The sequence below is a fragment of the Aerococcus sp. HMSC23C02 genome (assembly GCF_001806805.1).
Taxonomy (GTDB): domain Bacteria; phylum Bacillota; class Bacilli; order Lactobacillales; family Aerococcaceae; genus Aerococcus; species Aerococcus sanguinicola.
On sequence record NZ_KV786043.1, the window covers coordinates 130069 to 145953 of the forward strand.

The 15885-nt window shown below is 46.0% G+C and carries 14 protein-coding genes; 12 read left to right on the plus strand and 2 right to left on the minus strand.

Features of this window, described 5'->3' with window-relative positions:
- The first annotated feature begins 364 nt into the window (after window positions 1–364).
- The 8 genes from HMPREF3090_RS02000 to HMPREF3090_RS02035 all read left to right on the plus strand — a co-directional run bounded on the left by HMPREF3090_RS02000 (window position 365) and on the right by HMPREF3090_RS02035 (window position 8950).
- The gene (locus HMPREF3090_RS02000) at window positions 365–1276 is read left to right on the plus strand and encodes a magnesium transporter CorA family protein (protein ID WP_067975802.1); all 912 of its coding nucleotides are present in this window, start codon (window positions 365–367) and stop codon (window positions 1274–1276) included.
- A 199-nt stretch (window positions 1277–1475) separates the two neighbouring features.
- Entirely contained in the window at window positions 1476–2771 is a 1296-nt protein-coding gene (gene lysA, locus HMPREF3090_RS02005) for a diaminopimelate decarboxylase (RefSeq protein WP_230080816.1), read from the plus strand.
- Between the two features lie 15 nt (window positions 2772–2786).
- The gene (locus tag HMPREF3090_RS02010; RefSeq protein ID WP_067975807.1) at window positions 2787–3758 is read left to right on the plus strand and encodes a diaminopimelate dehydrogenase; all 972 of its coding nucleotides are present in this window, start codon (window positions 2787–2789) and stop codon (window positions 3756–3758) included.
- Between the two features lie 117 nt (window positions 3759–3875).
- Window positions 3876–4799 (plus strand): pseudouridine-5'-phosphate glycosidase, encoded by a 924-nt coding sequence (locus HMPREF3090_RS02015; protein ID WP_067975809.1) that lies wholly within the window; start codon window positions 3876–3878, stop codon window positions 4797–4799.
- Between the two features lie 62 nt (window positions 4800–4861).
- Complete coding sequence (gene tsaA, locus HMPREF3090_RS02020) at window positions 4862–5548, plus strand: tRNA (N6-threonylcarbamoyladenosine(37)-N6)-methyltransferase TrmO (protein WP_067975813.1); 687 nt, start codon at window positions 4862–4864, stop codon at window positions 5546–5548.
- 19 nt (window positions 5549–5567) lie between these two features.
- Window positions 5568–6119, plus strand: a complete 552-nt coding sequence (locus tag HMPREF3090_RS02025) for a LemA family protein (protein WP_230080815.1) — start codon at window positions 5568–5570, stop codon at window positions 6117–6119.
- Window positions 6113–7918 (plus strand): DUF2207 family protein, encoded by a 1806-nt coding sequence (locus HMPREF3090_RS02030; RefSeq protein ID WP_070485809.1) that lies wholly within the window; start codon window positions 6113–6115, stop codon window positions 7916–7918. The genes HMPREF3090_RS02025 and HMPREF3090_RS02030 overlap by 7 nt, the downstream gene beginning before the upstream one ends.
- Window positions 7919–8065: 147 nt before the next feature.
- Window positions 8066–8950: a DUF368 domain-containing protein gene (locus HMPREF3090_RS02035; RefSeq protein ID WP_067975820.1), complete on the plus strand. Its 885-nt coding sequence runs from the start codon at window positions 8066–8068 to the stop codon at window positions 8948–8950.
- A 45-nt stretch (window positions 8951–8995) separates the two neighbouring features.
- Here the strand turns inward: HMPREF3090_RS02035 and HMPREF3090_RS02040 are convergent, their stop codons facing one another.
- Both HMPREF3090_RS02040 and HMPREF3090_RS02045 read right to left on the minus strand, forming a co-directional pair.
- On the minus strand, window positions 8996–9739 hold the full coding sequence (locus HMPREF3090_RS02040; protein WP_067975825.1) for an amino acid ABC transporter ATP-binding protein: 744 nt from the start codon (window positions 9737–9739) through the stop codon (window positions 8996–8998).
- A complete protein-coding gene (locus HMPREF3090_RS02045) occupies window positions 9732–11336 on the minus strand; it encodes an ABC transporter permease subunit (protein ID WP_230080814.1) in 1605 nt (534 codons plus the stop codon). The genes HMPREF3090_RS02040 and HMPREF3090_RS02045 overlap by 8 nt, the downstream gene beginning before the upstream one ends.
- A 283-nt stretch (window positions 11337–11619) precedes the next feature.
- On the opposite strand from HMPREF3090_RS02045, the gene HMPREF3090_RS02050 reads away from it, so the two are divergent.
- From HMPREF3090_RS02050 to trxA, 4 genes are all read left to right on the plus strand, one after another.
- Entirely contained in the window at window positions 11620–12081 is a 462-nt protein-coding gene (locus HMPREF3090_RS02050; RefSeq protein WP_168140247.1) for a cell division protein ZapA, read from the plus strand.
- Between the two features lie 21 nt (window positions 12082–12102).
- Window positions 12103–12678 carry a hypothetical protein gene (locus tag HMPREF3090_RS02055; protein WP_067975834.1) on the plus strand — a complete coding sequence of 192 codons (576 nt, stop codon included), beginning with the start codon at window positions 12103–12105 and terminating at the stop codon, window positions 12676–12678.
- A 24-nt stretch (window positions 12679–12702) separates the two neighbouring features.
- Window positions 12703–15105, plus strand: a complete 2403-nt coding sequence (locus HMPREF3090_RS02060) for an endonuclease MutS2 (protein WP_067975838.1) — start codon at window positions 12703–12705, stop codon at window positions 15103–15105.
- An 82-nt stretch (window positions 15106–15187) separates the two neighbouring features.
- Complete coding sequence (gene trxA, locus HMPREF3090_RS02065; RefSeq protein ID WP_067975842.1) at window positions 15188–15499, plus strand: thioredoxin; 312 nt, start codon at window positions 15188–15190, stop codon at window positions 15497–15499.
- Window positions 15500–15885 lie beyond the last annotated feature (386 nt).

Sequence of the window (15885 nt, forward strand, 5' to 3'; positions counted from 1 at the left end):
TCGGATGATTGGAGCAAGTAAGGATAAGAGCGAAGTATTCGCTCGTTCCTTACTTGTGAAATCACTCCGAGTTTGCCAAGTCGAACCCGACTATACAAGGGTGTGAGAGGATGCGGGAGAAAGGGAGCTCTGGAGTAAAAGGGCAGAGAGAAGGCTACAAGCCTTCGACGGCCTTTTGCGAAGAGGAGCCCTTTCTGCATCCTCGAACCCGACTACATAGGGTGTGAAGACACGCGATTAGCTCGTCAACTCTATCCCTAAATAAATAGTCAAAGAAGCGGAGCTACGTCCTGGCTCCGCTTTTATTTATCGATGTTGTCAGTAGGTGGATATGCTATAATCAAATAAGTAAGGGAGGCTATCTATGATTGGTAAAGTAATATTTGGACCGAAAAAGGCTAATACTTGGGTGAATATCCAGGTTGAATCTCCCAAGGTCCTACAAAAACACCTTGTCACTTATGGGATCGATGCGGAAATGGCAGCCTATGCCCTAGACCGCAACGAAAGGGCCCGGGTCGAGTACGACGATGACCATGATTGTTTGCTTCTCATTTATAATGCGCCCAAGCGTCGTCTGGCTAATAGTTTTAACGAAACTTTTCCGGTAACTTTCTTTATTAAGGATCAACGAATTATTACTATTTCTAATGAAGAAAACCAATATATTATAGATGGCATGCGGGAAATTTTAGCGGCTGAGAAGAATTATTCCATTCATTCTTTCTTATTTGAGTGTCTCTACTTTATCACCACCTCCTACTTCCCTATTGTTGAATCCATGGTCCAAGAGCGTAACCGCTTGACTAAGGAATTGCGGGAGCGGACAACCAAGGATAATTTGCTAGCCTTATCTGACGTTGAGACAGGGACTGCCTACTTCCTGACTTCTGCTAAGCAAAATGTCTTACTTCTTGAACAATTCCGTCTAGGCCGGGTCGTTAGGGGCTTGACGGATGATGAAGTGGATGAATTAGAAGATGTTCAAATCGAAGCCAAGCAGCTGGTAGAAATGACCGAGCTTTCTTCACAGATCTTGGAACAACTGGGCTCGACTTTTAATAATGTCTTAAATAATAATTTGAACGAAACCATGCGGGTGTTGACTGTCCTATCCATTATCCTCACTATTCCTACCATTGTAACGGGCTTTTTTGGAATGAATATGCCTCTACCTGGTGTTGATTCGCCACTGAGCTGGATAGGAACGATTATATTCAGTATCGTCATCGGCATTATCGTTCATCTTTTGATTAAATTTTACTTTAAGGATTAGCATGGAGCTAGTCCTTTTATTGTTTAACTTATGAATAAATGATAAAACATAAATTCAGATTATGAAAATGATCTTATATCGGTATTGGCAGATGCTAACTTTACCGCCCTAAGAATTGACAAGCTAGGAAATAATTGATAATCTTTTAACATTAGAAAATAATAAGAGGGGGAATGTCTGAGTGGATTTAACGGGCACAATGGAAGAAAAAAACAATGAATTGTTTATTGGTGGAATAGGGGTTAAAACACTAAAAGAAAAATATGGCACACCTCTTCAAATTATTGACCAGAAGGCCTTAAAGGAGAAGATTTCTTGCTTTAAGGATAATTTCCAGGTAGATGGACTGGACTGTCGGGTGGTCTACGCTTCAAAGGCCTTTTTGAATAAGTATATGGTCCAATTAGTCAAAAGTTTAGGCCTCCATATCGATGCGGTGAGTGGGGGCGAACTCTATACGATTCTCGCCTCTGGTATGCCCGCTGAGCGGATCTATTTCCACGGCAATAATAAGCTGGCTAGTGAGATCCGTGAGGCGCTGGAAGCGGGTGTGGGTACCTATGTGGTGGATTCCATCGCTGACTACCAACATCTTAGTGAGGTCGCAGCAGAAGCTGGTCAAAGGATCCGCCTCCTGCTCCGGGTCAATCCAGGCATCGCGGCAGAAACCCACCAGTACATCCAAACCACCACGGAAGATTCTAAGTTTGGGATGTCGATGACGGATTCTAGAATTGAAGGCCTGATCCAGGATATGCTAGCTGATCCCCAGGTTGATTTGGCGGGCTTCCACTGCCATATTGGCTCTCAAGTTCTCAAGGGAAATTTCTTCTTTGAAGAAGCTGAAAGTGTCATCTCTTTTGCTAAGAAAATGTCTGAAAATTACGGAATGAAGGTCCAGGAGTTGAATCTGGGTGGCGGCTTCGGTGTTTACTATGCTGAAGGTGATCAGCCTTTTGACTATGCAAGCTTCTTAAGCGACTATGCTAAATATATTAAGACAGAAGCTGCTAAGCAAGGCTTAAGCGAGCTCCAAGCGATCAGTATTGAGCCGGGACGTTCTTTGATCAATGCCAGCGGGTCAACCCTTTATACTGTCGGTCAAGTTAAAGTGACAAAAGCAGGTCTGCCCTTTATCTTTGTGGATGGCGGGATGTCCGATAATATCCGACCTGCCCTTTACCAAGCAGAGTATGAAGCAGTACTAGCCAATCGCCTAAAGGATCCTGTTCAAGCGACCTACCGGGTAGGCGGTAAGTTATGTGAGAGCGGGGACGTCCTCTTGAAGGCAGCAGCTCTGCCCGAAGCGGAAGCTGGCGACTTGCTCTTAATGCCCAACACGGGAGCCTATACCTATAGTATGAGTTCTAACTATAACCGGATGGGACGGCCCGCAGTGGTCTTTGTGGAAGATGGTAAGGATCGCTTGGCGGTTAAACGGGAGACTTATGCCGATATGATGCGGAATGATCTCAGCTATGAAATGGATGAATAGAAAGTAGTGATAAAAATGGCAAAAGTTGGAATTGTAGGTTATGGAAATTTAGGACGTGGTGTTGAAGCAGTCCTTAAGTCAGCCTCAGATTTAGAATTAGTGGGTATTTTTAGCCGGCGCGACCCAGCACAATTGGACACCGAAAGCCCTGCCTATGCCTTAGCTGATATTGATCAATTTGTCGATGAGATCGATGTCTTGATCCTCTGCGGGGGCTCACGCTCTGATATACCAGACCAGGGGCCAGCCCTTGCTGCTAAATTTAATACCGTCGATGCCTATGATAACCATGCAGAAATCCCTAGCTACTTTGACCGAATAGACCAGGTAGCCAAGGAGAATCAAACTGTCGCTGTGATTTCTACAGGCTGGGACCCTGGGCTCTTCTCTTTAAACCGTTTACTCAGTGAGGCTATCCTCCCTGAAGGCAATACCTATACCTTCTGGGGCAAGGGGGTCAGCCAGGGCCACTCGGATGCAGTACGCCGGGTGGAGGGCGTCAAGGATGCTGTCCAATACACTATCCCTAACCAAGACCTGATTGAAACTCTCCATGCTGGGAAAAGCATTGACTACAAGCAAGGCACAGCCCACAGTCGTTTAGTCTATGCAGTCTTAGAAGAGGGTGCCGATGGCGGTCGAGTTAAAGAAGAAATTGTCAACATGCCGGACTACTTTGCCCCTTATGACCAAGTGGACGTTCATTTTATCAGCCAAGAAGAATTAGACCGTGACCATTCAGGGATTCCACATGGAGGGACGGTTATCCGCCAGGGACAAACGAGCCCTGAACAAAAGCAGGTCTATGACTTTACCCTCAAACTGGACTCCAATCCAGAATTTACGGCGGCGGTTAATGTGGCCTATGCAAGGGCTGCAGCCCGCTTAGCTAAAGAGGGGCAATACGGGGCCAAGACCGTCTTCGATATTGCACCTGCCTATCTTTCAGCTAAAGATGGGCAGACCCTGCGTCAAGAACTCTTATAAGCCGAAATAAAAGTTGGAAAACTTGCCCTTATCCTTATCAGATGAAGGAATTATAATGGTTTTTGTTAGAAAAATATGTTATTCTTAAGCTGATAATACTTGGAAAGAGGCGTATATATGAAAGAGACTTATCTATCAATTAGTCCTGAAGTGAAAGAAGCACAAGCTGCAGGGAAGCCAGTTGTGGCTCTCGAATCGACAATTATTTCCCATGGCATGCCTTACCCACAAAATGTGGAAATGGCTAAGCAAGTGGAACAAATTATCCGTGACCACGGAGCTACCCCAGCTACCGTTGCGATTATGGATGGCAAGATCAAAATTGGCTTGACTGAAGAAGACTTGGAGCGTCTGGCCAGTGAAAAAGACGTGGCGAAAGTTTCACGCCGAGATATGGCAGAAGTTATTGCCAAGGGCGGTCTCGGTGCTACAACCGTAACAACGACTATGATTGGGGCCCACATGGCAGGCATCGATGTTTTTGTAACAGGCGGTCTTGGTGGGGTTCACCGCGGCTACAATGAACACATGGACGTTTCGGCTGACTTGGAAGAACTTGGTCAAACCCCTGTAACTGTTGTTTGTGCTGGGGCTAAGGCTATCTTGGACCTACCAAGAACCTTGGAATACCTTGAAACAAAGGGTGTGCCAGTGGTTGGCTACCAAACAGATAAACTTCCCGCTTTCTTCTCTTCAAGCTCTGACTATGAGCTTAACACTCGGGCTGATTCTCCAGAACAAATTGCCCGTATGATGAAGATCTCTCATGATCTTGAATTGGGGCAAGGGATGTTGGTAACTAACCCAATTAAGAAGGAAGACGAAATTCCTCACGAAGAAATTGATCAAATTATTGACCAAGCCATTCGTGAAGCGGATGAAGCTGGTGTTAAAGGAAAGGATACTACGCCATTCTTACTCGCTAAGATTGTTGAATTAACAGATGGACGCAGCTTAGATGCCAATATTAAATTGGTTTATAACAATGCGGTTTTAGGTGCCCAAATTGCGGTTGCCTACAATGAAATTGCAAATTCATAAGCCATCACATAAGGGCTGGGCACTGAGGCCCAGCCCTTTTTTCCAAGTAAAGGAGTATCAGAATGGAAATTCAACCAATCGCTTACATCTATACAGCCTTCAAAGAGAAATTTGGGACCCCCCGACAGAGCTCCTTGGCGACTGATTTGGAGGGCCGGATTGAATTTACTCCAACTTACCGGCAGAAGGACTATATCCGGGGCATTGAGGACTTTGATTATCTCTGGCTCATTTGGGGCTTTTCTCAAGTGGCAGCTGAGCAGACCAAAGCGACGGTGCGTCCACCTAGACTCGGTGGCAACCAGCGCTTGGGTGTCTTTGCGACGAGGTCTCCCTTTCGCCCTAACCGTCTAGGCTTGTCCTCTGTTCGCTTAGACCGGATTGAGTGGACTCAAGACAAGGGGCCCGTTCTCTACGTCAAAGGGGTGGATATGGTGTCTGAAACACCGGTATACGATATTAAACCTTACTCAGTTGAAGCAGATTCGCATAGCCAAGCGGCTTCGGGTTTCGTCGACCAAGCAAATTTTGAGCGCTTAGATGTTAATTTTCCGCCAGCCGAATTAGCAAAGATTCCTGAAGATAAGCGACCGGGTGCCTACCAGGCCTTAGCCTTGGATCCCCGCCCAGCTTACCAACAACATAAAGAGAAGCGTTATGGCATGCGTTATTATGAACAGAATATTATTTTTACGGTCGCAGATGGCAAGTTACAAGTGATCGAAGTACAAGAATTACCTGAACGTTAAAAATAGAAAGAGGATCATTATGGGAATGATAATTGGACTCGTTGTTTTAGCACTTATTGCCCTAGTTGTGGTGTGGGGGATTGGACGTTATAATCAAATGATTGGCACAGCTGAAATGGTAGACAATGCCATGGCCCAAATTGCGGCTCAAGTGGAATCGCGCTGGGATGCTTTGAGCAATTTAATTTCAGCGACTAAGTCCTATCAGAGCCACGAAGCGGACACTTTGAAGCAAATTGTCCACGAACGATCTGGGGTCAGCCGCCAATCGAGTGTCAGTCAAATCGAAGAAGACCAAGCCCAGTTCGAACGAGCCATGCGGGCCATTGACGTGGTAGTCGAACAATACCCAGATCTTAAAGCATCAGGTGTTTACCAACAGACCATGTCGAGCGTCGACAAGTATGAAAACAATGTCCGCCAGTCGCGTATGGTCTTTAATGACATGGTGACTAAGTTTAACCGCTTGATCAAGGTCTTTCCTAATTCCATTATTGCCAACTTAACTGGTTTTCAGGCTAAGGATTACTTTAAGTCTAGTCCTGACAAGGCGGAGATGCCACAATGGTAAAGCCTGGACACCAGCGCTTCCTCCTCTTCTTAGTCAGCCTTATCCTTACTGTCATGGTCCTGCCTGGAGAAATGGTCTGGGCCAATGAGAATAAGGGGATCCAGGTTGACGTGACCCTCCAGCCAGATGGCAGTGCCAGGATCCGAGAAGTCTGGGATATGGTTGTCGATGAGGGGACGGAGCTCTATAAACCAATGACCATGCTGGACGACCAAGAACTCGTCGATTACCAAGTTAAAGTTGACGGCCAGCCTTTGACCTACCGAGAAAATTGGGATGTGGAAGCCTCCCAAGAAGAGAAGTCAGGCCATTATGGTCGAGCAGAAGGGGAATTAAACTGGGGAATTGGTTCTTATGGTTCCCATACTTATGAAATCTCCTATCAAATTAATAATTTTGTCGCTCAGAGCCAGACCGAACAGATGGTCTTCTGGAAGTTGGTCAATGACTCTATGTCGCCAGCTCCAGAGCAAATTAAGATTAGTCTGCAGTCAGACCTAGAGCCTCTGACCTTAGAGAATAACTATCGGGCCTGGGCCTTTGGTTTTAGGGGGAAACTCTCCTTTGAAAACGGCAAGATCATAGCTAGCAGTCAGGGAGATTTCGATGACTCTAATTATGCAACCCTTCTCCTCCGTATTCCGGCGGGGACCTATCAGACTGGGCTCAAAGTGGACAAGTCCTTTGAAGACTATCTCAAGACCGCTTTTGAGGGCAGCGATTATAACTATGAGGACTACGACCCGGAAGCTACTTATGAAGATCTCCAAACCGGTAGTTTGAATGCCAAAGGTCCCTCAGCCTTTGACCGCTTTATGGACCGCCATCTAGGGAAAATCATCCTAGCGGGTCTTGCTCTTGTCGGAGTATCTGGAGCTATGGGCGCTTACCATATCTACAAGCAGCGTAAACTGAAAGCTCGTTATTATCCGACCATGGCCCAGGCAGAAGAGCGTTTGAAGGGCCACTACCACCGGGAAACGCCGGCGGAGGATGTCTATCAAATCTATGCCTTATTGGAAGATATGGAAGTTGAAGACCTCAAGGCAAACTATCTCACCGTTGCCTTGCTTGACCTTGTTGCTTCAGGGGCCTTACTGATAGAGACTAACCTAGAATCTGGTCTCTTTAGAAGCAAGGAAGAGAGTCTCTTTAGCCTAGTTGCTGACCAGACACCATCTGGACCAGCTGGGAGTATTTACCAGCTGATGGCTAAGGCTCAAGGTAAGAGAGACCAGCTCAGCCAGGCAGAATTCAGCCATTATGTGGAGAATAACCCAGAAAAATTCATCCAAGCCTTGGCCAAGATGAAGACCCACAGTAAGTCCTATCTGAAGGAAGCTGGCTATTTGAAGTCATTACGAGCTAAAGCAGCCAAGGAAAAGACGGAACGCGACCAGGCGGATGACTTGGTAGACCTGCCACTGACTGATCAAGGTTTTGTCTTTAGAGACCAAGTCGTAGGCTTTAAGAATTATCTTGCCGATTACTCCTTGCTCAATGAAAGAGGGGCTAAAGAAGTTGGTCTCTGGGATCAAATGATGCTTTATGCCGGCGCCTATGGGATCTTGGAAGAAGTAGAAAAGGAATTTGAAAAAGTTTATCCCAACTACTACCAGTATTCTAGCTTCAACCAAGTCCCTCTAATGAATTATTACTGGATCAGCCGGTCCATCAACCAGTCTTATGTGAAGGCAACGAGTATGAGCGAAGTTTCTAGCTCTGGGGGCGGCGGCTTTACTAGTATCGGAGGAGGTGGCGGTTCCTTCGGTGGCGGCAGCGGCGGAGGTGTCCGCTAAGCCTGCCTTTTGAACTCTCTTGCCTAGGCCTAGGTCTAGGGAGGGGAGTTTTTTCTTAGCTTATAAAATTTTAGTCTTCTTTAATTAAATTTATCTGGCTTTCATGTATAATTGAGAAGTTAAGTGAAAGATTATGGAGGTTTAAATGTGAAAAATCAAGAAGTAAGTAATGATTTATTTTCTAAAGATTGGTTTTTTAGGATATTCAAAGGTGCCCTAGTTGGAATCGGTGGCATCCTGCCTGGCCTATCGGGCGGGGTTCTCGCAGTTATCTTTGGGCTCTATGATGAAATTTTGAGTTTTTTAGGTAACCTAACCAAGAATTTCTGGCAGAATGTCCGCTACTTTATTCCAGTTGGGATCGGCTTTGTGTTGGGGATCTTGCTTTTCTCCTTTGTGGTTAAGGAAGCCTTTGGAGCCTATGAAGGGCTCTTTACCTGCTTATTTATCGGTTTTGTGATTGGTACCTTCCCTTCCCTCTACCGGCAAGCTGGGGAAGAAGGGCGATCAACAGCTGACCTGGCTATTATGGGGGTCAGTGCGGTCTTACTCTTCTTGCTCATGGTTGTCGGTGGGAGCGCGCTCACAGCGGTTGAACCGAATTTCTTTGTCTGGTTAATGTCTGGGGCCTTAATTGGTCTAGGTGTCATTGTACCGGGGATGAGTCCAAGTAATTTTTTGATTTACTTTGGTCTCTATGAGAAGATGTCTGCAGGTATCGCCGCTTTAGATTTCTCAGTGATTATTCCTCTCGCTTTAGGGGGCTTAATCTGTGTATTGGCTCTAGCTAAGGTCGCCAATTGGCTCTTTGCCCACTTTTATTCCAAAATGTACCACTTTATCTTAGGAACAGTCATCGGGTCTTCACTGGCTATCTTCCCGACTGTCGTCTTTCCAACCTTCACCGCGGAAGGTCTGGCAGCTTCTGGATTGAGCTTCTTCTCCAACTTACTTTTATCTGTTTTAATGCTGGTTGCAGGGGTGATTTTCTCCCTGTGGTTCGCCAAAATTGAAGCTAAATATTCCAAATAAAAAATTGGCAGTCCTAGTTTTTAAACTAGGCACTGCCAATTTTTCTTATTTTTCAGCTAAATAGCGGGTTAGGAATTCTTTAGTTCGTTCATGTTTAGGGTGGTTGATCACCTGGTCAGGTTCGCCATCTTCTACGATGTATCCCTTATCCATGAAGCAGATGCGGTTGGAGACGTCCCGAGCAAAGGCCATCTCGTGGGTAACAACGATCATAGTCAGTCCCTCTTCGGCTAGCTGGGTCATAGTCTGGAGAACTTCGCCAACCATTTCCGGGTCTAAGGCAGAAGTGGGCTCATCGAAGAGAAGTAATTCTGGATCCATGGAGAGGGCCCGAGCAATGGCTACCCGCTGCTGCTGCCCCCCTGAAAGTTGGTGGGGCATGGCATCACGGTAAGGGGCCATGCCAACCTTTTCCAGGTTAGCTAAGGCCACTTGTTCCGCATCTTTGCGGCTGCGTTTCATTATTTTTTCTTGGCCAATCACACAGTTTTCGAGGACGTTCATATTTTTGAAGAGGTTGAATTGCTGGAAGACCATACCAACTTTGGCTCGAAATTTATTTTGGTCAAAGTGGCTGGCGAGAATTGATTGGTCATGGAAGCGAATGTCTCCTTCAGTGGGTTCTTCAAGCAGGTTCAGACAGCGCAAGAGGGTTGATTTACCGGATCCGGATGAGCCAATAATGGAAATGACTTCACCTGGACTGACTGAGAAATCAATATCCTTAAGTACGACATTATCGCCAAATGCTTTCTTTAAGTGGTCAACATTTAAGATTGCATTAGTCATGAATTTCCACCTCACTTGTTGATGATTGGTAAACAGTATAGGAATCGCTGCCGCTCATCTTGTGTTCGACGAGACGCAAGATACGGGTCGTGGTGAAGGTTAAGACGAAGTAGATGATTGAGGTAATGAAGAAGGTTTGGAAGGTCAGATAGGTTGTCCCGGCGGCTGAACGGGTCACGAAGAAGAGCTCCGTTACAGCGATTACGTTAAGGACAGAGGTATCTTTGATGTTAATCACAAACTCATTACCCAGGGCAGGTAAGATTGAGCGGATAGCTTGGGGAAGCACCACATAGGTCATGGTTTGGAAATGGTTCATCCCGATGGCCTTAGCAGCTTCGCTCTGTCCATCGTCGACACCGATAATCCCGCCTCGGATCACTTCGGCTAGGTAGGCTCCGGTATTCACAGACACGATCAGTAGGGCAGCAAACATGGAGCTCATATCGATGTTAAAGAAGAGCTTGGACCCATAGAAGATCAGCATGGCTTGAACCATCATTGGCGTGCCACGGAAGATTTCGATATAGGCCATGATAATAAAGTCAACGATCTTATAAAGTGTTTGCCCCAAACGATTATGTTTAGGCACCTTAATGGTCCGGTAGATGGCCACTAAGAGACCAATAAAGAAGCCGACTAAGGTTGAAACGAGGGCAATGAACATGGTATTTGCTGCCCCTTTGATGAATTGGGAACTGTAGGTCTTCCAGATCCCAGCGACTTCGCCCCAGAACCCCGCTTCTTGGTTTCTTTGGTTGAGATCAACCATGTCTTCCATGATTTGGTTCCGTTCATCTTCAGAAATAGTCGCTAGCGCGGCATTGATCTCTGAAGTGAGAGGGGAGGACTTGCGCAAGCCAACCGAAATCGAGCTGGATTGGTCGCCGAGGTCAAAACCTTGGCCTTCTTCAAAGCTCACCATAGTTAAATCATCATTAGCTGCTAGGGCAGCTAGGGCACCTGGCCGTTCGGAGATATAGCCATCGATCTTATCACTGAGTACGGATGAGATCATGGTAGGGAAGGAATCCATGGCAGTCTCTTTTTTAACACCTGGCACCTGGTCGATTAAGTTATAGTGGAAGGTATTTAATTGGCCGGTAAGGCGGGCGCCTTCGAAGTCTTTCAAGCTCTTGGCATTGGCATAAGGGCTGTCCTTACGGGTAACGACAACGATATCCGAATTATAATAAGGATCTGAAAAGTCGATCTGGCGGAGCCGTTCAGGCGTCGGGGACATGCCCGCGATAATCGCATCGATCTTGCCTGATTCCAGGGCTGGGGGAAGGCCATCCCAATCCAGTTTGACAATTTCTAGCTTGAGCCCTAGCTTGTCAGCCAGGCGCTTAGCAATCTGTAGGTCGTAGCCATTGGCGAATTGGCCATCTGCGTTAGAAATTTCAAAACCCCCATTGGCATCGGAAGTTTGGGTCCAGTTGAAGGGCGCGTAATTAGCTTCCATTCCGACTCTCAGGATCCCCGGGCTTTCCAAACCCTGTTCAATTTTTTCTTGGTTAAACTGCGTGCTAGCTTCAGACTCAGCAGCTTGGGCTGGCTGGGGCAAGACACTTGCAATTGCCAGAAAAACTGTCATTAAAACAGCAAAAAAGGACAATACCTTTCTTGTCATATGTATTCTCTCCAATCTTGATGAAAATTCAACCGACAGAAGCGGTTGACATCTAGTATGTCGTTCTCAATGATACCATGGAACGCCTGGTTTTTGTCAAAAAAAATCATAAAAGCTGAGATTTCTAATGGGATAAATACAATGGAAATAAAAGCGACTGACTAGCGCCTTTAATCGACTCATGCTAAAATAGGTAGAGAATGACCAGTTAAGGAGAGAAAGGATGCCTATGACGAAGAATAAAAAAATGCGTCATCAAGTCGTAATTGCTAACCAAGACTATACTATTGTCAGCGACAAGTCGCGTGCGCATGTCGACCAGGTAGTTGAAATTCTTAACCAACAAATGAAGGAGATGCAGGCTAGCCATTATGCTATCTCAACTGAAGAACAAGCTCTCTTAGCGGCAGTCAATGCCATTTCCGACCGCTTAGATCTCGAGCTGTCAACCGAGAGTCGCAAGCAAAGCCAACAAATGGCCAGCGATATTGGAGGGTTAGAAGCTGAAGTCAAAGCGTTAAAAGAAGAAATTCATTTTCTCCATAAAAATTTTGCCAAAGCCTTTCAACGTTTGTTAAAAGAGCGGGAAGCCTCTGACTCAGCCAGTCCAGTCGATCGTCACGACCAAAGCCAAGAAACGACAGCAAGTCACCCGAGCACTTCATCGGATCGCAAGCAGGGAGGCTTGACTAAGACCCGCCGCCACTAGTGCAAAGGAGCGCATCTGGCTATGATTCTTATCTTATTTTTATTGCTTAGTTTGATCAAGGGCTTAGCCTATTATCGAAGATCCTATTTATTGGGAGGCTGGGGAGCATGGGGCTATGCCTTGACCTTGGGCTTGGCCTTTACCCTTGCTCGTCTTTTGAGCCCGAGTTTGCTAGGTCCCTTGGAACTTTTCCTCCCTCTGCCAGGCCATGACTTAGATACGACTTACGCTTTTTATCCAAGAGAACTGATTCCTAACTTGGATACAGCCTTTTTCAGATTAGCGGCTTTTTGTTTCGTTTTCGTTTTTACTTTATTTCTATTGCGCCGCTTAATTAGACCCCTACTTGTTCATGCCACGAGTCAGAAGAGGGCGCAGCCGACCAAGTGCCAGCTCAGCTTAGTGGGGATTTATGCCTTGCTAGATAGCTATTTTTTAATTTTTTTCAGCTTACAGCTGCTAACTTTTATAGGGCTCCCACAAGTGCAGTCATTTTTAGGCGACGATTTCTTGGCTTCTAGACTTTTATTTCAAAGTCCCCTGTTAAGTCAGTGGATATTTGCTTTTATTTTTGATGGATTAGCTCTAAATCTCTAGTTTTAGCGAAGGAGGATGCTCTGTTTGAATCATAAAATATTTGAAACACTTGAATTTGACCGTATTCGTCAGGAGGTTAAGGGATATTGCCAACACCCGCTAGCTAGCGAGAAGAGCCAGTCTCTTACAGCCATGACAAATCGAAAAGAAATCCAACAAGCGCTTGATGAAGTTGAAGAATTTTGCCGCTTGGATGCCTTGACCTTGGAAATGCCACTGGGTCGGGTGAACGATATTCGACCTAGCTTAAAGCGCCTGGAGATCCAAGCTTCTTTAAATGGCCAAGAGCTAGCAGGAATTCTACAGCTATTGACCCTAGTTAAGGGCTTGCTTAACTTCCAGGGGCGGCTCCAGGAAGAGGAGGAAGCCTTTGAATGGATCCAAACTTACCTGGACCAGTTAATCGCTTTGGCGGAAGAGAGACGGGCCTTGGAAGCGGCCATTGAAGTTGATGGTACTGTCAAGGATGGAGCAAGCAGCCGCTTAATGCAGATCCGCCGCCAACTCCACAACGAGGAGAACAATATTCGCCGCCAGCTGAACCAAATTATTAAATCCAATAAAAGCGCCTATTTGAGCGACCAGCTGGTAACGATTCGAAATGACCGCTATGTTCTCCCTGTCCAACATTCCTACCGCCATGCCTTTGGGGGGATCGTTCACGACCAGAGTGCTAGTGGACAAACCTTATATATTGAACCTCAAGTGGTAGTGGAAAGCAACAACCGTTTGCAGGCTCTCAAAAGAGAAGAGAAGGAAGAAATTGAGCGGATTTTGGCTGAACTCTGTGCCAACTTAGTCCCCGTTCTAGCGGATTTAGCGTCCAATAACGAGCTGCTCGGGCATTTAGACTTTATCCATGCCAAATTTCAATTGGCTAAAGCTTACCAGGCCAGTAAACCTGTACTTGCACAAGTAGGGGACCAGCTTGCCCTTAAAGCAGCCTACCATCCCTACCTAGATGTCGATACGGCCGTAGCCAACGATATTTACTTCAGTTCGGACTATCGAATGATTATTATCACTGGACCCAATACAGGTGGGAAGACCATCACCCTTAAAACAGTAGGTCTGATTCAGTTAATGGCTCAGTCTGGGCTATTTATTACGGCTAAACCAGGTTCAAAGGTTGAAGTTTTTGATGAAATCTTCGCTGATATTGGTGATGAGCAGTCGATCGAACAGAACTTGAGTACCTTCTCTGGGCATATGACCAATATTATTCAGATCTTGGAGCGAGTGGATAGCCAAAGCTTGGTTTTAGTCGATGAGTTGGGCTCTGGGACAGATCCTCAAGAAGGGGCAGCTTTGGCCATGGCGATCCTGAACCGTTTATCAGATAGTCAAGCCAAGGTGATGGCAACCACCCACTATCCAGAACTTAAAGCCTTCTCATACGAACACCCAGCCAGCATCAATGCCAGTGTCGAATTCAATGAGAAGACTCTGAGTCCCACTTACCGGCTCTTGATTGGGGAGCCCGGACGGTCTAATGCTATCGATATCGCTAGTCGTTTGGGACTCGACCAAGATATTATCCAAGAAGCTCGCTCCTATATCTCTAGCGATAGCCACAATCTTAATGATATGCTCCTCTCTCTGGATGAACAGCGGCAGAAGTTTGAACGCAAGTCTAAGCAACTCAATCAGAACATGCAGAAGGCCGACGACCTCCTCCATGATTTAAAATTAGCCTACCAAGCCATGCGGGAAGATAAGGAAAAATACCTGCAGCGGGCTAAAAAAGAAGCCAATGAGATTGTGGAAAAACGTAAGAAACAATCCGATAAAATCCTGCAAGATATTCGCCAATGGCAGCTCGACCAGGGTAAGTCACAGGTCAAAGAGCACGAGATGATTGATAAAAAGAAAGCTCTTGACGATTTAACCTACGAAGAACAGCAGTTGCAGCAGAATAAAGTACTTAAGAAGGCTAAAAAAGAAAAAGCGGCCCAAGAGGCGGCTAAAACTTTAGAAGTTGGCGATGAAGTGAAGGTGATTCCTTATGGTCAAGAAGGCGTCGTTATGGAAGAAAGGGAAGACGATGAATGGGTAGTTCAGATGGGGATCTTGAAGATGACCCTGCCACGCAAGGATCTCAAACTTCTCCGTAAGAGCAAGCAGGCAGCAACAGATAAGCCAGCTAGAGCTAGTGTTAAAGCCTCTAAAGCTAAGTCAGTGTCATCCAGTCTCGACTTAAGAGGAGAACGTTATGATGATGCCATGAAACGTTTGGATGCCTATATTGATGCTGCGCTCCTGGCTAATTATGGCCAGGTCACGATTATCCACGGTCATGGTACAGGGGCCTTGCGCAAGGGCGTGCAAAACTATCTCAAACGCCATTCTCGGGTGGTGGATTTCCACTTTGCTCCCTATAATATGGGCGGCAACGGTGCGACCATTGTCAAGTTTAAGGAAGACTAAATCCAGGCAAAACTTATCTAAAAAACAGCAGCCTATGTTATACTAAATTTACACTAGCAAAGAAATACCAAGGAGGTATCTTATGGTACAAGCACTAACTGATGCAAACTTTGAAGCAGAAACTCAAGACGGACTGGTCCTGGTTGACTTTTGGGCAACTTGGTGTGGCCCTTGCCGGATGCAAAGTCCAGTCATTGAACAATTAGATGATGAAATGGGCGACCAAGTCAAATTCACTAAGGTCGATGTGGATGAAAACCAAGAAACAGCTCGTCAATTTGGCATTATGTCGATTCCAACCCTTCTTATTAAGAAGGATGGCGAAGCAGTTGAAACCTTAATTGGTTATACACCAAAAGAAAAATTGGAACAAATTTTAGAACAATATCTATAAGCAAAAATTGAGCGGTTGGGCCAGGCCTAACCGCTCATGTGCTTAAATATGAATGATTGTTTGACAAGCTCGCTTAGAGTTAGCTCGCTTGTTCTTGCGAGGGAGGCACGCTAGTCCGTCCCATACCCTTGTTTAGTCGGGCTCGGTCGCACAGCTTCCTCACACCCTGTGTAGTCGGGTTCGACTTGGCAGGATTGGAGTGATTTCACAAGTAAGGAACGAGCGAATCCTTCGCTCTTATCCTTACTTGCTCCAATCATCCAAGCCTAACCGCCAAGTCTCACACCCTGTGTAGTCGGGTTCGCAAGAGCAGCCTTGAAGTGATTTCAGCTCATCGAAACGTCTGACTGACGTCAGCCTTTTTCGATGAGCCTCCAATCATTCAA